This is a genomic window from Streptomyces sp. NPDC126503 (assembly GCF_040302405.1).
In the GTDB taxonomy this organism is placed as follows: Bacteria; Actinomycetota; Actinomycetes; order Streptomycetales; family Streptomycetaceae; genus Streptomyces; species Streptomyces gulbargensis.
This window is the reverse complement of record NZ_JBEORS010000001.1, coordinates 303,560-323,896: the sequence shown is the minus strand read 5'-3', so window position 1 is coordinate 323,896 and position 20,337 is coordinate 303,560. Positions and strand designations below refer to the sequence as shown.

The 20,337-nt window shown below is 72.7% G+C and carries 14 protein-coding genes; all 14 read left to right on the top strand.

Annotated features, from left to right (window positions below; genetic code table 11):
• Positions 1-136 precede the first annotated feature (136 nt).
• The 14 genes from ABTY40_RS01590 (at position 137) to ABTY40_RS01525 (ending at position 20,297) form a co-directional block, all read left to right on the top strand.
• Positions 137-1,276, top strand: a complete 1,140-nt coding sequence (locus ABTY40_RS01590) for a sensor histidine kinase (RefSeq protein WP_352057654.1) — start codon at positions 137-139, stop codon at positions 1,274-1,276.
• A gap of 87 nt (positions 1,277-1,363) precedes the next feature.
• Positions 1,364-2,887: a bifunctional tetrahydrofolate synthase/dihydrofolate synthase gene (gene folC / locus ABTY40_RS01585; protein ID WP_352057653.1), complete on the top strand. Its 1,524-nt coding sequence runs from the start codon at positions 1,364-1,366 to the stop codon at positions 2,885-2,887.
• 5 nt (positions 2,888-2,892) lie between these two features.
• Positions 2,893-3,261, top strand: coding sequence for a DUF4233 domain-containing protein (locus ABTY40_RS01580; protein WP_345281310.1), 369 nt, complete (start codon positions 2,893-2,895; stop codon positions 3,259-3,261).
• Between the two features lie 66 nt (positions 3,262-3,327).
• The gene (gene ndk / locus ABTY40_RS01575; RefSeq protein WP_309054747.1) at positions 3,328-3,741 is read left to right on the top strand and encodes a nucleoside-diphosphate kinase; all 414 of its coding nucleotides are present in this window, start codon (positions 3,328-3,330) and stop codon (positions 3,739-3,741) included.
• 224 nt (positions 3,742-3,965) lie between these two features.
• The gene (locus ABTY40_RS01570; RefSeq protein WP_309050388.1) at positions 3,966-4,985 is read left to right on the top strand and encodes a rod shape-determining protein; all 1,020 of its coding nucleotides are present in this window, start codon (positions 3,966-3,968) and stop codon (positions 4,983-4,985) included.
• Positions 4,986-5,134: 149 nt separating this feature from the next.
• Positions 5,135-6,250, top strand: coding sequence for a rod shape-determining protein MreC (gene mreC, locus ABTY40_RS01565; protein WP_352057652.1), 1,116 nt, complete (start codon positions 5,135-5,137; stop codon positions 6,248-6,250).
• On the top strand, positions 6,247-6,915 hold the full coding sequence (gene mreD, locus ABTY40_RS01560) for a rod shape-determining protein MreD (RefSeq protein WP_352057651.1): 669 nt from the start codon (positions 6,247-6,249) through the stop codon (positions 6,913-6,915). The genes mreC and mreD overlap by 4 nt, the downstream gene beginning before the upstream one ends.
• Before the next feature lie 19 nt (positions 6,916-6,934).
• Entirely contained in the window at positions 6,935-9,121 is a 2,187-nt protein-coding gene (mrdA, locus tag ABTY40_RS01555) for a penicillin-binding protein 2 (protein ID WP_345281302.1), read from the top strand.
• Positions 9,122-9,125: 4 nt separating this feature from the next.
• Entirely contained in the window at positions 9,126-10,325 is a 1,200-nt protein-coding gene (rodA, locus tag ABTY40_RS01550; RefSeq protein WP_345281300.1) for a rod shape-determining protein RodA, read from the top strand.
• Positions 10,326-10,459: 134 nt separating this feature from the next.
• Positions 10,460-12,079, top strand: a complete 1,620-nt coding sequence (locus ABTY40_RS01545) for a CYTH and CHAD domain-containing protein (RefSeq protein ID WP_352057650.1) — start codon at positions 10,460-10,462, stop codon at positions 12,077-12,079.
• Between the two features lie 52 nt (positions 12,080-12,131).
• Positions 12,132-14,060 (top strand): TIGR03960 family B12-binding radical SAM protein, encoded by a 1,929-nt coding sequence (locus ABTY40_RS01540; protein WP_309050382.1) that lies wholly within the window; start codon positions 12,132-12,134, stop codon positions 14,058-14,060.
• Positions 14,061-14,146: 86 nt separating this feature from the next.
• Positions 14,147-15,256, top strand: a complete 1,110-nt coding sequence (locus ABTY40_RS01535) for a hypothetical protein (RefSeq protein ID WP_352057649.1) — start codon at positions 14,147-14,149, stop codon at positions 15,254-15,256.
• Between the two features lie 126 nt (positions 15,257-15,382).
• Complete coding sequence (locus ABTY40_RS01530; protein ID WP_309050380.1) at positions 15,383-16,174, top strand: TIGR03936 family radical SAM-associated protein; 792 nt, start codon at positions 15,383-15,385, stop codon at positions 16,172-16,174.
• A gap of 235 nt (positions 16,175-16,409) precedes the next feature.
• Positions 16,410-20,297, top strand: coding sequence for an Rne/Rng family ribonuclease (locus ABTY40_RS01525; RefSeq protein WP_352057648.1), 3,888 nt, complete (start codon positions 16,410-16,412; stop codon positions 20,295-20,297).
• The last annotated feature ends 40 nt before the right edge of the window (positions 20,298-20,337 follow it).

Genomic DNA, 20,337 nt, shown 5'->3' with positions numbered 1-20,337 from the left:
GCGAAGCACCGACGCGCGGGGCCCGCGACCGGAACCGGTCGCGGGCCCCTCCTGTTTGTCCCGGGGTGGGTGACCTCACACGACATGTGACGAAAGTCCGCCGGGGCGGGCCGAAGGACCCTGGATGATGGTGGGCATGGACCGCATCCCCGCCTTCCGCGCGCTGCGCCGCCGCGTGGACCGGTGGGCGGGCCAGCCCCGGGCCATGGACGTGGTCGCCGCGTGCAGCGCCTTCGGCCTGATGCTCCTGGACGTGCCCGGGCTCGCCCGCGCCGACAACTCCCTCACCGGCGTCACCGCGACCCTGGTCCTCGCGGCCGGCGCCGCCACCCTGGCCCTGCGGCGCAGGGCGCCCTGGGTGCCGCTGCTCGTGGCGCTCGGTCTGATGGGCTGGCTGCACGAGCTGACCATGGTCCAGTTCGCCCTGTACTCCCTCGGCCGCTTCCGGGGCCGCCGGGCCGCCGTCCTCGCCACCCTGCTCTACGTCGGCACCGCCTACGCCTACTTCCACCTGCCCGGCTGGCCGGCCCGGCACGGTGCCACCCTGAGCGACTTCCTGAGCCTGGTCGTGCCGATCGGCGTCCTCGCGGCCGGCGTCGGCATCGCCGCGTACCGGCAGGACCTGGTGCGCGCCCTGGAGGCGCAGCGCCGGGCGGCCGCCGCCCGGCAGGCCGTGCAGGAGGAGCGGATCTCCGTCGGCCGGGACGTCCACGACCTGGTCGGCCGCGAGCTGACCGTCCTCGCGGTACGGGCCGAGGTCCTCGCCGTACGGGCCAGGGGAGAGGCGCACCAGAAGGACTTCGAGGAGCTCGCCGACACGGCCCGGCGCGCCCACCACATGCTCAACGAGACCATCGTGCGGCGCGGTGACGGGCCGGGGGCGACCCCCGGCCTGGAAGGGCTCGCCGAGCTGGCCCGGGAGAGCGAGCGGATGGGCAGTCCCGTGGACGTCCGGATCACGGAGGCGGCGAAGGCCCTGTCGCCGCTGCGGCAGACGGCCGTCCACCGGGTGGTGCGGGAGTGCCTGACGAACGCGGCCAAGCACGCCCCCGGGCTCCCCGTGACCGTCACCGTCGCGGTCGACGGCCCCCGGCTGCGCGTCGAGGTGCGCAATCCGCTGCCGAAGAACCCGCCGGAGAAGGCGCCCGTCTCGACCGGTACGGGCCTGTTCTCCATGGAGGAGCGCGTCACCAGCATGGGCGGCACGCTCCGGGCCCGCCGCGAGGACGGCGCCTACGTGGTCACGGCGCTGCTGCCCTCGGGCCTGGCCCGCTGATCGACCGCGCGACCCCGCCCCCTGGTCCGAAAGTCCCGAAAGGGGTGGGTCCACGGTCCTGTCGGCCCCCCTCCGTAGACTGGGTGCGTGAGTGAGCCCCGCGAGCCGATCGACGCGTCGGAAGACGCCCAGCCCGACGCCTTCGACGAGATCGTCGACGCCGAGACCGACCGTGACCCCGACCTGGCGGTGATCGAGGCCGGGAGCCGTACCCTGCGCGCCCAGGCCGGGCCCCCGCAGGGCGACCCCGTGCCGAGCCGCCCGGAGGACCCGGAGCTGGACAGGGCGCTGCGCGAGGTCGAGACCGAGCTGGCCACCCGCTGGGGCGAGACCAAGCTGGAGCCGTCGGTCACCCGGATCGCGGCCCTGATGGACGTGCTGGGCGAGCCGCAGCGCGCGTACCCGTCGATCCACATCACCGGCACCAACGGCAAGACGTCGACGGCCCGCATGATCGAGGTGCTGCTCGGCGCCTTCGAGCTGCGCACCGGGCGGTACACCTCGCCGCACGTGCAGACGATCACCGAGCGGATCAGCCTGGACGGCGCGCCCATCTCGGCCGAGCGGTTCATCGAGACGTACCAGGACATCAAGCCGTACGTGGAGATGGTCGACGCCCGCGAGGAGTACCGGCTCTCCTTCTTCGAGGTCCTCACCGGGATGGCGTACGCGGCCTTCGCGGACGCCCCGGTCGACGCGGCGGTCGTCGAGGTCGGCATGGGCGGCACCTGGGACGCGACCAACGTGATCGACGGCTCGGTCGCCGTGGTGACCCCGATCGACCTGGACCACACCGACCGGCTCGGCGGGACGACCGCCGAGATCGCCGGGGAGAAGTCGGGGATCATCAAGCCGGGCGCGACCGTGATCCTCGCCCAGCAGCCGGTGGACGCGGCGCAGGTCCTGCTGAAGAAGTCGGTCGACGCCGACGCCACCGTGGCCCGTGAGGGCATGGAGTTCGGCGTGGTCTCCCGGGAGGTCGCGGTCGGCGGCCAGCTCCTCACCCTGCGCGGCCTCGGCGGCGAGTACGACGACATCTTCCTGCCGCTGTACGGGGCGCACCAGGCGCACAACGCGGCGGTGGCGCTCGCGGCGGTCGAGGCCTTCTTCGGCATCGGCGCGCAGCACGCCCGGACCCTGGACCTGGACACCGTCCGGCGGGCCTTCGCGCAGGTGGCCTCGCCGGGCCGCCTGGAGGTCGTCCGCTCCTCCCCGACGGTCGTCCTCGACGCCGCCCACAACCCGCACGGGGCGCGGGCGACGGCGGAGGGCATCTCGGAGTCCTTCGGCTTCTCCCGGCTCATCGGCGTCGTCTCGACCAGCTCCGACAAGGACGCCCGCGGGCTCCTGGAGGCCTTCGAGCCGATCTTCGCGGAGGTCGTGATCACGGCCAACTCCAACCCGCGGGCCACCGACGTCGACGCGCTCGCCGCGATCGCCGTCGAGGTCTTCGGCGAGGACCGGGTGGTCGTGGAGCCGCGGCTGCCCGACGCCCTGGAGGCGGCGATCACGCTCGCCGAGGAGGAGGCCGAGTTCGGGGGCGCGGGTGTCCTGGTGACCGGTTCGATCTTCACGGTCGGGGACGCCCGGCTGCTGCTCAAGAGGGGCTGACCCCGATGCGTACGCTCTGTTCCTCGACGCTCATCGGCGAGTTCTTCGTGATCGGCTTCGCCGGTCTCGTCGCGATGAAGGACGACAGCCTGGAGGTCTCCACGGTCTGGACCGTCTGCGGCGTCGCCATGGTCCTGTCGGTGCTGCTGTGCGGGATGATCACGCGGCCCGGCGGGGTGCAGCTCGGCTGGGCCCTGCAGATCGGTCTGATCCTCAGCGGCTTCTTCGTCCCCGTCATGTTCTTCCTGGGGGCCGGCTTCGCCGCCCTGTGGTGGTGCTCGGTGCACTACGGCCGGAAGGTGGACGAGGTCAAGGCCCGCTGGGCCGCGTCCCAGGCGGCCGCCGAAGGCTCCGCAGGGCCTGACGCTGCGTAATCGACCGGGGTGAGGCCCCTGTAGCCTCGGATACCCGCACACCGCTTTTCCCGAAGGAGTTCCCCCGTGAGCCAGCGCACGCTCGTCCTGCTCAAGCCCGACGCCGTCCGCCGTGGCCTGATCGGCGAGATCATCGGCCGTATCGAGCGCAAGGCCGGCTGGACCATCGCGGCCCTGGAGCTGCGCGAGCTGGACCAGGAGACGCTGGAGCAGCACTACGGCGAGCACAAGGGCAAGCCCTTCTACGAGCCGCTGATGGGCTTCATGTCCTCCGGCCCGGTCGTCGCGCTCGTCGTCGAGGGCGAGCGGGTCATCGAGGGTGTCCGCCAGCTGGCCGGTCCGACGGACCCGATCGCCGCCGCCCCCGGCTCCATCCGTGGCGACTACGGCACCATCGTGCGGGAGAACCTCATCCACGCCTCCGACTCGGAGGAGTCGGCGCAGCGCGAACTGAAGATCTTCTTCCCGGGTCTGGTCTGACCTCCGGTTGAGCCGGCGTCAGCCGAACAGCAGCCAAACGTGGGGCGACCGAAGGAATTTCGGTCGCCCCCAGGCATATGAACGTCCATCCCGGGAACGGATCGCCGCGTCCTACCGTCACCTATTTACACAGGTGGACCACCGCGCGGTATCCGCGTGAGCGGCACTACGATGGAAAACTCCACGCCGCACCACCCTCAGCCATGGGAAACAAGGGGAGCTCAATGTCGTTCATCGGCCGTGACATGGCTGTCGACCTCGGGACCGCCAACACGCTGGTGTACGTCAGGGGTCGAGGCATCGTTCTGAACGAACCGTCCGTCGTCGCGATCAACACCAACACCGGCGGCATTCTCGCGGTCGGTTCCGAGGCGAAGAAAATGATCGGGCGCACCCCCGGCAACATCGTCGCCGTCCGCCCGCTCAAGGACGGTGTGATCGCCGACTTCGAGATCACCGAGCGGATGCTCCGCTACTTCATTCTCAAGATCCACAAGCGCCGCTACCTGGCGCGTCCCCGGGTCGTCGTCTGTGTGCCCTCCGGCATCACCGGCGTGGAGCGCCGCGCCGTCATCGAGGCCTCGACGCAGGCCGGCGCACGCCAGGTCCACATCATCGAGGAGCCCATGGCGGCGGCCATCGGCTCGGGCCTCCCCGTCCACGAGGCGACCGGCAACATGGTCGTCGACATCGGCGGCGGCACCACCGAGGTCGCGGTGATCTCCCTCGGAGGAATCGTCACGGCACAGTCCATCCGGGTGGCCGGTGACGAGCTGGACAACGCGATCATCCAGCACATCAAGAAGGAGTACTCGCTCCTCCTCGGTGAGCGGACCGCCGAGCAGATCAAGATCACCATCGGTTCGGCCTACGACCTCGAACAGGACGAGCACACCGAGATCCGCGGCCGCGACCTGGTCTCCGGCCTGCCGAAGACCGTGGTCATCTCGGCCGCCGAGGTGCGCAAGGCCATCGAGGAGCCGGTCAACGCGATCGTGGACGCCGTGAAGACCACGCTCGACAAGTGCCCGCCGGAGCTGTCCGGTGACGTCATGGACCGCGGCATCGTTCTCACGGGTGGCGGCGCCCTGCTGCGCGGCCTCGACGAGCGCCTGCGCCGCGAGACGGGCATGCCGATCCACATCGCGGAGGACCCGCTGGACTCGGTCGCCCTCGGCTCCGGCAAGTGCGTCGAGGAGTTCGAGGCCCTCCAGCAGGTCCTGGACGCCCAGCCGCGCCGCTAGCGCCCTGCCCCGCGCCGTACGGCACACGTACGGCGCCGGGCGCACCGGCACCGTACAAGCGCACCATCCGCACCACCCCGTACGACCGCACCACCCGCACCACCGCACATCTGCACACCGAACCACGAGGAAAGGCACGGCCGCCGCACGTGAGGGACACACGAGAGAGCCGGCTGCTCCTGGTGCTGCTGATCGCCATCGCGTTCGCACTGATCACGGTGGACATCCGCGGCGGCCAGGAGTCGCCGGTCGACGGCGCCCGGCGGGCCGCCGCCACGGTCTTCGGACCGGTCGAGAACGGCGTCGCGGCGGCCGTCGACCCGGTCGGCAACGCCATAGGAGCGGTGCGCGACTCCGGAGAGCGGCACACCCGGATCGCGGCCCTGGAGAAGGAGAACGCCGAACTCAAGGCGAAGCTCGGCAGCGACGACCGCAACCGCAGCCGGCTGCGCGAGCTCGACACCCTCCTGAAGACGGCCGGCGCCGGCCAGTACGGCATCAAGGGCGCCCAGGTCATCGCCATAGGGTCGGCCCAGGGCTTCTCCTGGACCATCACCATCGACGTGGGCGCACGGGACGGCATCCAGCGGGACATGACGGTGCTCAATGGCGCCGGCCTCGTCGGACGCGTCACCACCGTCGGACCCTCCACCTCCACGGTCCTGCTCGCCAACGACCCCGACTTCACCGTCGGCACCCGGATGGAGAAGACCGACGAGCTCGGCTTCGCCACCGGCCAGGGCGACCGGCCGCTCCTCGTCCAGCTCCTCAACGGCAAGGCGAAGGTGAAGCCGGGCGACCGGCTCGTCACCTTCGGCTCGCAGGGCGACAAGCCGTTCGTGCCCGGCGTGCCCGTGGGTGAGGTCCTGCGCGTCGACCCGTCGGGCGGCGGCCTGACCCGTAACGTCTACGTCCGTCCGTACGTCGGCTTCAGCAAGCTCGACATCGTCGGCGTGGTCGTCCAGGCACCGCGTTCCAACCCGCGCGACGCGGTGCTGCCGCCGAAGCCCGAGCCGGCGCCGACGGTCACCGTGACCGTCACGCCCAAGCCACCGGCGAACGCCGCGAACGAGGGCGGGAACCAGGCCGGCCAGGACCAGCAGGGCCAGAACCAGAACCAGGCCGGCCAGAACCAGCAGCCGAACCAGAACCAGGCCGGCCAGAACCAGCAGCCGAACCAGAACCTGAACCAGAATCAGGACGCGGGCCAGAACGCGGGCCAGGACCAGCAGGCGCAGCAGGACGAGGGGGACACGACACCGTGAAGTTCAACCGGATCCTCCTCTCCGCGGCCCTGATCGTGGTCGCCCTCGTCGTCCAGGTCTCCGTCCTCGCCCGCCTCCAGCTCCCCGGCGCCGTCCCCGACCTCGTCCTCCTCACGGTCGTGGGCCTCGCCCTCGTGTACGGACACGTCAGCGGCGCCCTCGTCGGCTTCAGCGCCGGACTGCTCGCCGACTTCGCCCCGCCCGCCGACCACGCCGCCGGACGCTACGCCCTCGTGCTCTGCGTCATCGGCTACCTCGTCGGACTCGCCAAGCCCGAGAACGGCCGGCTGACCTCCGCCGTCGGCCCCATGGCCGTGGTCGTCGCCGCCGCCGTCGGTTCCACCCTGCTCTACGCCGGAGTCGGCGCCCTCGTCGGGGACACCGCCGCCCGCCACGTCGGCCTCGGCTCCCTCCTCTTCACCGCGGCCGTCTACGACTTGCTCCTGGCACCCTTCACGGTGCCGCTCATCATGGCCCTGGCCCGCCGCGCCGACAACGATCCCCTCGCCGACACCAGCGGCTCCAACGGCGCCGATGTCTCCTCCGGCTGGCTCTCCTCCGGCACCGGCCTGCGGATCGGCACCCAGCGCGGCGGACTGCGCGTGAAGGCCGCCCGCAGCCGCGCCTCACGGGCCGGGCGCATCAAGGGAGTCAAGCGACTGTGACCGAGGGGGCACCGGCAGTATGAGCAACATCCCCGAGACCGGACGGACCCCCCGGGTCAGGATCCGGCTCGTCGTCATCCAGGTTCTCGTCTTCTCGCTGCTCCTCACCCTGGGGGGACGGCTCTGGTACCTCCAGATCCGCAACGGCAAGGAGTACACGGACGAGGCCAAGAACAACCACGTCCAGCAGGTCGTCCAGCCCGCCGTCCGCGGCTCCATCCTCGACGCCCGCGGCGTCCCGCTCGCCGACAACGAGACCCGCCTCGTCGTCTCCGCCTCGCGCACCGAGCTGATGAAGATGAAGGACAAGGGCAAGGCCGTCCTCACCCGGCTCGCCGGCGTGCTCGAGATGAAGCCCGAGGACGTCATCAACAAGATCCGGCTCTGCGACTCCAAGACGCCCAAGCCCTGCTGGAACGGTTCGCCCTATCAGCCGATCCCGGTCACCGACGAGGCCACCACCCAACAGGCGCTGACCATCCGCGAGGCCTCCGAGGACTTCCCCGGCATCACCGCCGAACCCACCGCCGTACGCCGCTACCCCGCGCCCGGCAAGGCCCGGACCGCGCAGGTGCTCGGCTACCTCTCGCCCGTCACCGACCAGGAGATCGAGAAGGCCAAGGACACCGACTCGCCGTTCCTCCGTTCCGACCAGGTCGGCCGCTCCGGCATCGAGCGCACCTACGACAAGGAGCTGCGCGGCAAGGCCGGCGTCACCCGCTACGAGGTCGACAACCTCGGCCGTGTCATGGGCCAGACCAAGTCCGACCCCGGCATCGCCGGCTCCACCCTCGTCACCAGCATCGACGCCCGCGTCCAGGCCGTCGCCGAGCACGAGCTCGCGGCGGCCATGAAGGCCGTCCGCCAGGAGACCGACAAGATCACCGGCCGGAAGTACGAGGCCGACGCCGGCGCCGTCGTCGTCATGGAGACGAAGACCGGCCGGGTCGTCGCCATGGCCTCCCAGCCCGACTACGACCCCAACGCCTGGGTCGGCGGCATCTCCGCCTCGGACTACGCCGCCCTCACCAGCAAGAAGTCGAACTACCCGCTCCTCAACCGGGCCATCCAGGGCCAGGCCCCCGCGGGCTCCATCTTCAAGGTGGTGTCCGCGAGCGCCGCCGTCCGCGCCGGACACGGCTTCAACGACCGGTACAACTGCAGCAGCTCCTACAGCCTCGGCGGCCGCAGCTTCGCCAACTTCGAGTCCAAGGGCCACGGCCCGATCACCCTCGGAGAGGCCCTCAAGTTCTCCTGCAACACCGTCTTCTACGCCCTCGGCCACCAGGAGTGGCAGCGCGACGGCGGGCTGAAGCCCAAGAAGGACGCCCACGACTGGTTCTACCGGACCGCCCGCGACTTCGGCCTCGGCGCGGAGACCGGCATCGACCTGCCCAACGAGGTCACCGGCCGCATCCCCGACCGCCAGTGGAAGCAGAGCTTCTGGGAGGCCAACAAGGACGTCTGGTGCAAGCAGGGAAAGAAGGGCGGCAGCTACGTCGAGCAGATCGCCTACGAGAGCTGCCTCGAAGGCAACCAGCTGAAGGCGTACGACAGCATCAACTTCGCCATCGGCCAGGGTGACGTCCTCGTCACGCCCATCCAGATGGCCACCGCCTACGCCGCCATCAGCAACGGCGGCACCCTCTACAACCCGACCGTCGGCAAGGCCGTCATCAGCCCCGACGGCAAGCGCGTCCGCGAGATCAGGCCGACCCCGCACGGCAAGCTGCCCGTCGGCCCGGAGACCATCCGCGACCTCGACAAGGGCCTGCGCTCCGTCGTCGAACCCGGCGGCACCGCCGCCTGGCGCTTCGGCGGCTGGCCCCAGGACAAGATCCCGATGCGCGCCAAGACCGGTACCGCCCAGGTCTACGGCAAGCAGACCACCTCCTGGCTGGCCACCTACACCGACGACTTCACCATCGTCATGACCATCTCCCAGGGTGGCACCGGCTCCGGCGCCTCCGGCCCCGCCGTACGCAACATCTACGACGCCATGTACGGCCTCGACGACGCCGGCAACCAGGACCTCAAGCGCGCGCTGCTGCCCAAGCCGCAGAAGACCCTGCCGAAGATCAACCCCGACGGCACCATCGACGCCCCCGCCGTCAAGCCCTACGACCCCGAGGCGCAGAAGGTCGACCCCGAGGCGGGCGGGGCGACGCCGCCGCTCGCGGGCCCGCCCCCCGTCTGGAGGGACTGACCCGATGACGACCCGTACCGGCTTCTCCGTCTCCCGCTACGCCCCCGACCGCGGGCCGGTCGCGAAGCTCACCGCCCGCGACTCCGTCCTGCGCCGGCTCGACTGGCCGATGCTGCTCTCCAGCCTCGCGCTGTCGCTCCTGGGGGCCCTGCTCGTCTGGTCCGCCACCCGCGGCCGTACCGAGCTCAACAACGGCGACCCGTACTACTTCCTCTTCCGGCACCTCCTCAACACCGGCATCGGGCTCGCCCTGATGGTCGGCACCGTCTGGCTCGGCCACCGCACCCTGCGCGGGGCCGTGCCGATCCTCTACGGCGTGTCGATCCTGCTGATCCTCGCCGTCCTCACCCCGCTCGGCGCCACCATCAACGGCGCCCACGCGTGGATCGTCATCGGCGGCGGCTTCTCCCTCCAGCCCAGCGAGTTCGTGAAGATCACGATCATCCTGGTCATGGCGGTGCTGCTCGCCTCCAAGGTCGATGCCGGCGACCAGCTCCACCCCGACCACATGACCGTCGCCAAGTCCCTGGTCCTGGCCGCCCTCCCGATGGGCATCGTCATGCTGATGCCCGACCTCGGCTCGGTCATGGTCATGGCCGTCATCGTGCTCGGCGTGCTCCTCGCCTCCGGCGCCTCCAACCGGTGGGTCCTCGGACTCATCGGCACCGGCATCGGCGGCGCCGTCCTCGTCACCGCCCTCGGCATGCTGGACGAGTACCAGATCAACCGGTTCGCCGCCTTCGCCAACCCCGAACTCGACCCGGCCGGCGTCGGCTACAACACCAACCAGGCCCGCATCGCCATCGGCTCCGGCGGCCTCTACGGCGCCGGCCTGTTCAAGGGTCACCAGACCACCGGTCAGTTCGTCCCCGAACAGCAGACCGACTTCATCTTCACCGTCGCCGGCGAGGAGCTCGGCTTCATCGGCGCCGGATTCATCCTCGTCCTGCTCGGCATCGTGCTCTGGCGCGCCTGCCGCATCGCCCGCGAGACCACCGAGCTCTACGGCACCGTCGTCGCGGCCGGCATCATCGCCTGGTTCGCCTTCCAGTCCTTCGAGAACATCGGCATGACCCTCGGCATCATGCCGGTCGCCGGCCTGCCGCTGCCCTTCGTCTCGTACGGCGGCTCCTCCATGTTCGCGGTGTGGATCGCGATCGGACTGCTCCAGTCGATCCGGGCCCAGCGCCCCATGACGGCCTGAGCCGCCGCCGGGGCCGTGGTCCCGCGCACGGCCGACGGCGACGGGCCGGCGCGCGGGACCACGACCGGAGGGCCGGACCACGACAGGGGCGCGGACCACGACTAGATTCCGCGTCTCGGGCTAGATTCGGTGACATGGCCGAGACGAAGCGCGAGACCGAGCGGAAGTACGAAGCCGACACCACCACTACCCTGCCCGACCTGACCCGCGTGCCCGGGGTCGCCCGGGTCACCGACGAGGGCGTCATGGAACTCGACGCCGTCTACTACGACACCCCGGACCTGCGCCTCGCCGCCGACGGGCTCACCCTGCGCCGCCGCACCGGCGGCCGGGACGCCGGCTGGCACCTGAAGTTCCCCGTCGCCCCCGGCGTGCGCGACGAGATCCGGGCCCCGCTCTCGGACACGCTCCCCCCGGACCTCGCGGCCCTCCTGCGCTCCCGCGTCCGCGACACCGAGGTCGTTCCCGTCGTCCGCCTCCGCTCCTCCCGCGACGTGCGCCACCTCCTCGACGGCGACGGCACGCTCCTCGCGGAGGTCTCCGTGGACACCGTCCGCGCCGAGCGGAAGGACAAGGGCGCGAAGGGAAAACGGGCCGCCTGGACCGAGATCGAGGTCGAACTCGCGGACGACGACGCCTTCGGCGGCGCGGCGGCCGGGAAGGCCCAGGCCGGGAAAGCGCGGGCCGAGGCCGGTGGCGACGGCGCCGGGAAGGCCCGCGCCGACGGGGAGGCCTTCCTCGACGCCGTCGGGAAACGCCTCCTCAAGGCGGGCATCCACCCCGCGACCTCCTCCTCCAAACTCGCCCGCGCCCTGGCCGAGACCGGCGCCCGCCCCACGCCCGTCCTCGCCGCCCCGCCCGGCGCACCCGGCACCGCCGGAGCCGCCGTCCTCGCCTACGTACGCGAACAGATCCAAGCGATCGTCGCCCTCGACCCCGCCGTCCGGCGCGACCGGCCCGACGCCGTCCACAAGATGCGGGTCGCCTGCCGGCGCCTGCGCAGCGCCTTCTCGACGTACCGCAAGGTCCTCGACCGGGAGGTCACCGACCCGCTCGGGCGCGAGCTGAAGTGGCTCGCCGGCGAACTCGGCGTCGCCCGCGACGCGGAGGTCCTCGCCGAACGCCTCCGCGCCCGGGTCGACGCCGTGCCCGGCCCCCTCCTCCTCGGTCCCGTCCAGGGCCGCCTCCGCGTCTGGCACACCGCCCGGGACGCGGCCGCCCGGCGCGCCGTCCTCGACGCCCTCGACTCCGACCGCCACCTCGCCCTGCTCGCCGCCCTCGACCGGCTCCTCACCGACCCGCCCCTGCGCGAGGCCGCCTCCCGCGACGCCCGCGAGGTCCTCGCCCGCGCCGTCCGCAAGGACCACGACCGCCTCGCCGCCCGGATCGAACGCGCCCTCGCCCTCGATCCCGGCGAGGAACGCGACCGCGCCCTCCACGAGGCCCGCAAGGCCGCCAAACGCGCCCGGTACGCCGCCGAGGCCGCCCGCCCCACGCTCGGCAAGCCCGCCCGGCGGTTCGCCAAGCGCGTCAAGGCCCTCCAGACCCGCCTCGGCGACCACCAGGACAGCGTCGTCACCCGCGAGGCACTGCGCGAACTCGCCATCCAGGCCCACGCGGCCGGTGAGTCCGCCTTCACCTGGGGCGTTCTGTTCGGCCGCGAGGCGGCGACGGCGGAGACCCGGGCGGGGGAGCTGCCGGAGCTGTGGGCCCGCGCCTCCGGCCCCCGACTGCGGGCGGCACTGAGCCGCTGAGCACCGGGGTACGCTTGAGAGTCGCCCCCCTGCCAGCTCACGAAGGTTCGAGATGTCTGCTGCCGAGTCTGTCTTCCCGCAGCTCGAAGCTCTGCTCCCGCACGTGCAGAAGCCGATTCAGTACGTCGGTGGAGAGCTGAACTCCACGGTCAAGCCGTGGGAGTCCGCCGACGTCCGCTGGGCGCTGATGTACCCGGACGCGTACGAGGTCGGTCTGCCCAACCAGGGCGTCATGATCCTCTACGAGGTACTGAACGAGCGTGAGGGCGTCCTCGCGGAGCGCACGTACAGCGTGTGGCCCGACCTCGAGGCCCTGATGCGCGAGCACGGTGTGCCGCAGTTCACCGTCGACAGCCACCGGCCCGTCGGTGCCTTCGACGTGTTCGGTCTGTCCTTCTCGACCGAGCTCGGCTACACCAACATGCTCACCGCCCTCGACCTGGCGGGCATCCCGCTGGAGTCGAAGGACCGGACCGTCGACCACCCCATCGTGCTCGCCGGCGGCCACGCCGCCTTCAACCCCGAGCCGATCGCGGACTTCATCGACGCGGCGATCATCGGCGACGGCGAGCAGGCCGTCCTCGACATGACCGAGATCATCCGCCGCTGGAAGGCCGAGGGCCGGCCCGGCGGCCGCGAGGAGGTCCTCCTCCGCCTCGCGAAGACCGGCTCGGTCTACATCCCGGCGTTCTACGACGTCGAGTACCTGCCGGACGGCCGCATCGGCCGCGTCGTGCCCAACCGCTCCGGCGTGCCGTGGCGCGTGTCCAAGCACACCGTCATGGACCTCGACGAGTGGCCGTACCCCAAGCAGCCCCTCGTCCCGCTCGCGGAGACCGTCCACGAGCGCATGTCCGTCGAGATCTTCCGCGGCTGCACCCGCGGCTGCCGCTTCTGCCAGGCCGGCATGATCACGCGCCCCGTGCGGGAGCGAAGCATCACCGGCATCGGCGAGATGGTCGAGAAGGGTCTCAAGGCCACCGGCTTCGAGGAGGTCGGCCTGCTGTCGCTGTCCTCCGCGGACCACTCCGAGATCGGGGACATCGCGAAGGGACTGGCCGACCGGTACGAGGAGGACAAGATCGGTCTGTCCCTCCCGTCCACCCGCGTCGACGCCTTCAACGTCGACCTGGCCAACGAGCTGACCCGCAACGGCCGCCGCTCCGGTCTCACCTTCGCCCCCGAGGGCGGCTCCGAGCGCATGCGCAAGGTCATCAACAAGATGGTCTCGGAGGAGGATCTGATCCGGACCGTCTCCACCGCGTACGGCAACGGCTGGCGCCAGGTGAAGCTGTACTTCATGTGCGGCCTGCCCACGGAGACCGACGAGGACGTCCTGCAGATCGCCGACATGGCGATGAACGTGATCGCCGAGGGCCGTAAGGTCTCCGGCCAGAACGACATCCGCTGCACCGTCTCCATCGGCGGTTTCGTACCCAAGCCGCACACCCCCTTCCAGTGGGCCCCGCAGCTCTCCGCCGAGGAGACCGACGAGCGCCTGGCGAAGCTCCGCGACAAGATCCGCGGCGACAAGAAGTACGGCCGCTCGATCGGCTTCCGCTACCACGACGGCAAGCCCGGCATCGTGGAGGGCCTCCTCTCCCGCGGCGACCGCCGCGTCGGCGCCGTCATCCGCGCGGTCTACGAGGACGGCGGCCGCTTCGACGGCTGGCGCGAGCACTTCTCGTACGACCGCTGGATGGAGTGCGCGGAGAAGACCCTCCCCGAGTTCGGCGTGGACGTCGCCTGGTACACCACCCGCGAGCGCACCTACGAGGAGGTCCTGCCCTGGGACCACCTGGACTCGGGCCTCGACAAGGACTGGCTCTGGGAGGACTGGCAGGACGCCCTCGACGAGACCGAGGTCGAGGACTGCCGCTGGACGCCGTGCTTCGACTGCGGCGTGTGCCCGGCCATGCAGACCGAGATCCAGGTCGGCCCGACCGGCAAGAAGCTGCTGCCGCTGACCGTGGTCAAGTAGCCGGTCCGCGAGGCCCCCGCGTAACGCTCCGATGACGGCCCGTCCCAGGTGAGAACCCTGGGACGGGCCGTCGCGTCATGTCCGGCATGAGCATGGAGAAGCCCGCGCCCCCGCCCGCGCCGGAGGGCTGCCTGACGGCGGTCGTCAGGATCCCGGTGAGGGTCGTCGTGCTGGTGCTCGTCGTGCCGGTGCGGATGGTGTGGGACGTGCTCGCCGCCGGTGGGCGGTTCGTCGGCCGGGCCGTGCTGCGGCCCCTGGGGCGGGGACTCGCCGTCGCGGGGGCGTGGCTCGGGCGGGCCCTGTTCGTGTGGCCGTGGGTCGCGCTGTGGCGGTACGTCCTCGGGCCCCTCCTGCGGTACGGGATCGCCGCGCCGGCCGTCCGGCTGTGGCGGTACGTGCTCGCGCCCCTCCTGCGGTACGGGGTCGCGGTGCCGGCCGCCTGGCTGTACCGGGCGGTGCTCACCCCGTTGGGTCAGGGCCTCGCGTGGTTCTTCTCACGGCTGGGGCGCGGGCTCGCGCTCGGCGGCGGGTGGCTGGCGCGTGCGCTGTTCGTGTGGCCCTGGGTGGGGCTCTGGCGGTACGTGGTCGTGCCCGTCGTGCGGTACGGGATGGTGCTGCCGCTCGGGCTGATCTGGCGGTACGGGATCGTCGTACCGCTCTCCTGGCTGTGGAGGTCCGTGGTCGCGCCTGCCCTGCGGTACGGGATCGCGCTGCCGCTCGGGCTGATCTGGCGGTACGCCGTCGTCCTGCCGTTCGGTTGGCTCGCGCGGCGCGTGCTCCTGCCGGTGGGGCGGGAGATCGGGGCGGCGTTCGTCGTCGGCTGGCGCGTCGCCGGGTTCGTCTCGCGCGCCGTCGGCCGGGCCCTCGCCCTCCTCGCCCGGACCCTCGTCGGGCGGCCCGCCGCCTGGTTCTACCGCGGCGTGTGCACACCCGTCGGCCACTGGGTCCGCGACTCCCTGTGGGCCCCCGCCCGGAAGGCGGCGGTGGAGGCGGGGCGCGCCGTCCGGGGGACCCTGGCCGCCGCGCGGGCCACGGTGCGGCAGGCCCGCGCCGACGCCTGGCGGGCGCTGGCGGGCGGCACCCGGGTGCCGGAGCCCGGGGAACCGGAGGTGGCCAAGGCGCGTACTCTGGGTAGTACAAGGAACGTCCCCGGCGCGGTGCCCGCCCCCGAGATCTCCCCGCAGACGCGGGGGTGATCCGGGCAGGCCCCCCAGGGGCCGCCCCACGAGCTTCCGGGCGGTGCGCCACCCGCGCCCGCCCCGCACCGAGGAGAAGAACCACTGGGCAAGCGACAGCCCGAAGGCCCGCCGCCCGCACCGGCGGTGCAGCGCATTCGTCTGCGCTACACCAAGCGCGGCCGCCTCCGGTTCACCAGCCACCGTGACTTCCAGCGCGCCTTCGAGCGCGCCCTGCGCCGCGCCGAGGTGCCCATGGCGTACTCGGCCGGCTTCACCCCGCACCCCAAGGTGTCCTACGCCAACGCCGCGCCGACGGGCACCGGCTCCGAGGCCGAGTACCTGGAGATCGCCCTCACCGAGCGGCGCGACCCCGAGACCCTCCGGGCCCTGCTGGACGAGTCCCTGCCGGACGGGCTCGACATCACCGACGCCGTCGAGGCCCGCACCTCCGGCCTCGCCGACCGGCTCACCGCCTCCGTGTGGGAGCTTCGGCTCGACGGTGTGACCGTCGAGGAGGCCGAGAAGGCCGTGGCCGCGTTCAACGCGGCCGAGGCCGTGGAGGTCCAGCGCAAGACCAAGAACGGCATCCGCACCTTCGACGCCCGCTCCGCCGTCGCCGAGCTCGTCGCAGCGCGTCCCCAGGCCGATTCCCACGGTGATAGGCCGCTGGACAGTGCCTGTGCGATACTGCGGCTGGTTGTTCGGCACGAGACACCCGCCGTACGACCCGACGACGTCCTGTCCGGTCTCCGAGCTGTGGCCGACCTGGCGCCGCCGGTCCCCGCAGCGGTGACTAGGCTGGCGCAGGGCCCCTTCGACGAGGAGTCCGGCACGGTGACCGACCCGCTCGCGCCCGACCGCGAGGCAGTCACGGCCGCTCCACCCACGGCCGCCGCGACCGCTTCAGCGACGGCGCCGAGTGCGGGCACCGCGTAGGGAGCGGTCGTCGTAGCGCCGCCCTCGCACTCGGGAGCCACCTGGGTCGGGCAGCGCACTGACCAGAAGACTTTCGCCAGGCCGTACGCATCGGGCGTACGGAACCGGCGAGCCAGACATACAGCTCCCGTGCGGCGCCCGCGCCCCGGACGGCGGCACCGCGCCCCAGGCGTGACCGTGCCGCCGGACCGGAATCAGACGCGGCGCCCGGGAGCGTGACGGGAGAACCGCCCGCATGCTCGAACACGACGAGAACAACAACGACACCAACGCCCCCGGGGACAAGCTGCCGCCGCGCCGCAGGCGCCGCGCCGCTTCCCGCCCGGCCGGTCCGCCGGTGACCGCCGGTGCCGCCGAGGCCGTGGAGACCCCGGCGGCCGCCGAGCCCGCCGTCGAGGCCGCGCCTGCCGCCGAGCCCGCCGAGGCGCCGGCGCCGCGTACCCGCCGCCGTGCGACCCGTAAGGCCACCGCTCCGGTGACGTCCCCGGCGCCCGTGGACGAGCCGGTCGCCGCCGAGGCCGCCCCGGTGGAGGAGCCGGCCGTCGAGGCCGCGCCCGCCGCCGAGCCCGCCGAGGCGCCGGCGCCGCGTACCCGCCGCCGCGCCACCCGCAAGGCCACCGCTCCGGTGACGTCCCCGGCGCCCGTGGACGAGCCGGTCGCCGCCGAGGCCGTCCCGGTGGAGGAGCCGGCCGTCGAGGCCGCGTCCGCCGCCGAGCCCGCCGAGGCGCCGGCGCCGCGTACCCGCCGCCGCGCCACCCGCAAGGCCACCGCGCCCGTCACCTCACCGACCGCCGCCGCTGCCGCCGAGGAGCCCGTCACCCAGGTCGCCGCCGCGCCGGCCGCCGAGCCCGCGCCGGCCGCCGAGGCCCCGGAGGCCGAGCCCGCGCCGCGTACCCGCCGCCGCGCCACCCGCAAGGCGACCGCCCCCGTGACCTCCCCGGCGCCCGCCGCCGAGGAGCAGGCCGCCGGCGAGTCGCTGCCCGGTGACACCGTCGCGCAGATCGCCGCCGACGAGGCCGAGGTTACCGCCGCCGAGACCGCCGCCACCCGTGGCCGCGGCCGCCGCCGCGCCACCTCGCCGCAGTTCGCCGCCGAGCCCGCCGCGGCGACCGAGGAGACCGGCCGGCCGCGCCGCGCCGCGCGCCCCGCCGTCCCCGTCTTCCAGCCGCCGGTCTTCACCGAGCCGATGTTCCAGACCCCGGAGACGGCGGCCGCCATCGCCGCCGCCGAGGCCGTGGAGGACGACGAGGAGCTGGAGGAGTTCGAGGAGACCGCCGCCCCGGCGCCCGAGGCCGTGGAGACCGCCGAGCGCGCCGAGTCCGGCTCGCGCCGCCGTCGCCGCCGGCGCGGTGAGCCCGTCGCCGTCGAACCCGTCCCGGCCACCGTCGCCGACGAGCCCGAGGTCGAGTCCGCCGAAGCCGCCGAAGAGGCGCAGGCGGCCGAGGAGGCCGAGGAGACCGACGAGTACGAGGACCGCCCGTCCCGTCGCCGCCGTCGCGGGGGCCGGCGCCGTCGCCGCGGTGAGCTCGCCGAGACGGAGGAGTCCGAGGACTCGGAGGAGTTCCACGCCGAGGACGAGGCCGAGGAAACCGCCGAGGCCCAGGGCGAGGACGAGGACGAGGAGACCGAGGGCCTGAACGGCGGCGGCTCCAGCAGCTCCCGCCGTCGCCGCCGCCGTCGCCGTCGCAGTGACGCCGCCGCCGAGGCGGAGGCCGCCGAGGAGGACGGCGTCCGGACGGTCGTCAAGGTCCGCGAGCCGCGCCCGGCCCGCGAGAAGGCCGAGCCCGGCACGGGCGCGGACGAGGTCCAGTCCATCAAGGGCTCGACCCGTCTGGAGGCGAAGAAGCAGCGCCGCCGCGAGGGCCGCGAGCAGGGCCGCCGCCGCGTGCCGATCATCACCGAGGCCGAGTTCCTCGCCCGCCGCGAGGCCGTCGAGCGCGTGATGGTCGTCCGCCAGAACGGCGAGCGCACCCAGATCGGCGTCCTGGAAGACAACGTGCTCGTCGAGCACTACGTCAACAAGGAGCAGGCCACCTCCTACGTCGGCAACGTCTACCTGGGCAAGGTCCAGAACGTGCTGCCGTCGATGGAGGCCGCCTTCGTGGACATCGGCAAGGGCCGCAACGCCGTCCTGTACGCCGGTGAGGTCAACTTCGAGGCGCTCGGCATGGCCAACGGGCCGCGCCGCATCGAGACCGCCCTCAAGTCCGGCCAGTCGGTCCTCGTCCAGGTGACGAAGGACCCGATCGGCCACAAGGGCGCCCGTCTGACCAGCCAGGTCTCCCTCCCGGGCCGCTACCTCGTGTACGTGCCCGAGGGCTCGATGACCGGCATCAGCCGCAAGCTCCCGGACACCGAGCGGGCCCGGCTGAAGACCATCCTCAAGAAGATCGTCCCCGAGGACGCGGGCGTCATCGTGCGCACCGCCGCCGAGGGCGCGAGCGAGGACGAGCTGCGCCGCGACGTCGAGCGTCTGCAGGCCCAGTGGGAGGACATCCAGAAGAAGGCCAACCAGATCTCGACGTCCGCGCCGAGCCTGCTCTACGGCGAGCCGGACATGACCGTCCGGGTCGTCCGCGACATCTTCAACGAGGACTTCTCGAAGGTCATCGTCAGCGGCGACGAGGCCTGGGAGACCATCCACGGGTACGTCTCGCACGTCGCGCCCGACCTGGCCGACCGCCTGTCCAAGTGGACGAGCGAGGTCGACGTGTTCGCCACGTACCGGATCGACGAGCAGCTGATGAAGGCGCTGGACCGCAAGGTCTGGCTGCCGTCCGGCGGTTCGCTGGTGATCGACAAGACCGAGGCGATGGTCGTGGTCGACGTCAACACCGGCAAGTTCACCGGCCAGGGCGGCAACCTGGAGGAGACCGTCACCAGGAACAACCTGGAGGCGGCCGAGGAGATCGTGCGCCAGCTGCGGCTGCGCGACCTCGGCGGCATCGTCGTGATCGACTTCATCGACATGGTCCTGGAGTCCAACCGCGACCTGGTGCTGCGCCGCCTCCTGGAGTGCCTGGGCCGTGACCGGACCAAGCACCAGGTGGCCGAGGTCACCTCGCTCGGCCTGGTCCAGATGACCCGCAAGCGGGTCGGCCAGGGCCTCCTGGAGTCCTTCTCCGAGACCTGCGTCCACTGCAACGGCCGCGGTGTCATCGTGCACATGGAGCAGCCGACCACCTCCGGTGGCGGTGGCGGCGGCAAGCGCTCGAAGAAGCGTGGCCGCGGCGGTGCCGAGCACCCGCACGAGCACGTCGAGGCCGTGGAGACGGACGCGCCGTCCGAGGCCGAGCCCGAGGTGGAGACCGAGGCCGAGATCGCGGCCGAGCTGGCCGCCCCGGTGGCCCTCCCGGAGCCGATCGCCCCGGACGAGGAGCTCTACGGCAGCGCCGCGGAGGCCGAGGCCGCCGCCACGCGCGGCCGTGGCCGGCGCCGCGCCACCCGGCGTGTCACCGCCCCGGTCGCCTCGACGCCGGTCGTCGAGACCGACGCCGTGGAGCTGGTCGAGGACGTGGCCGACACCGCGCCCGTGACCCCGGCGCCCGAGCCGGTCGCCGAGACCGCCCCGGAGCCGGCCCCGGCCGAGCGCCCGGAGCCCGCGGCCGAGGAGAGCGCCGCGCCCGCGCCGCGTACCCGCCGCCGCGCCACCCGCAAGGTGACCGCGCCGGTCGTCTCCACCCCCGCGGTGGAGGTCGAGGTCGTGGAGCCGGTCGCGGAGCCCGCCCCGCAGCCGGAGCCGGAGCCCGCCGTGGCGTCCGAGCCGGTCGCCGAGGAGGCCCCGGCCGCCGCGCCGCGCACCCGCCGCCGGGTGGTCCGCAAGGCCACCGCCCCGGCCGGTTCGCCCTCGGGCGCCGAGGAGGCGGCCGTGGTCGTCCTGCCCGCGGCCCCCGCCCAGGACGCGCCGGAGACCCCCGCCGCGGAGCCGCAGGGCGAGCCGGAGTCCGAGGCCGCCCCGGCGGCCCGGAAGACGGCCCGTAAGACGGCGAAGAAGGCGGCCCCGGCCAAGAAGACCGCCGCGAAGAAGACGGCGGCCAAGAAGACGGCGGCGAAGAAGACCACCGCCAAGAAGACCACCGCCAAGAAGGCGGCGGAGAAGTCCGCGGCTCCGGCCCAGGACTGATCCGGTCCGTTCCACCGGCGCGGACCGCCCCAGCACGGGG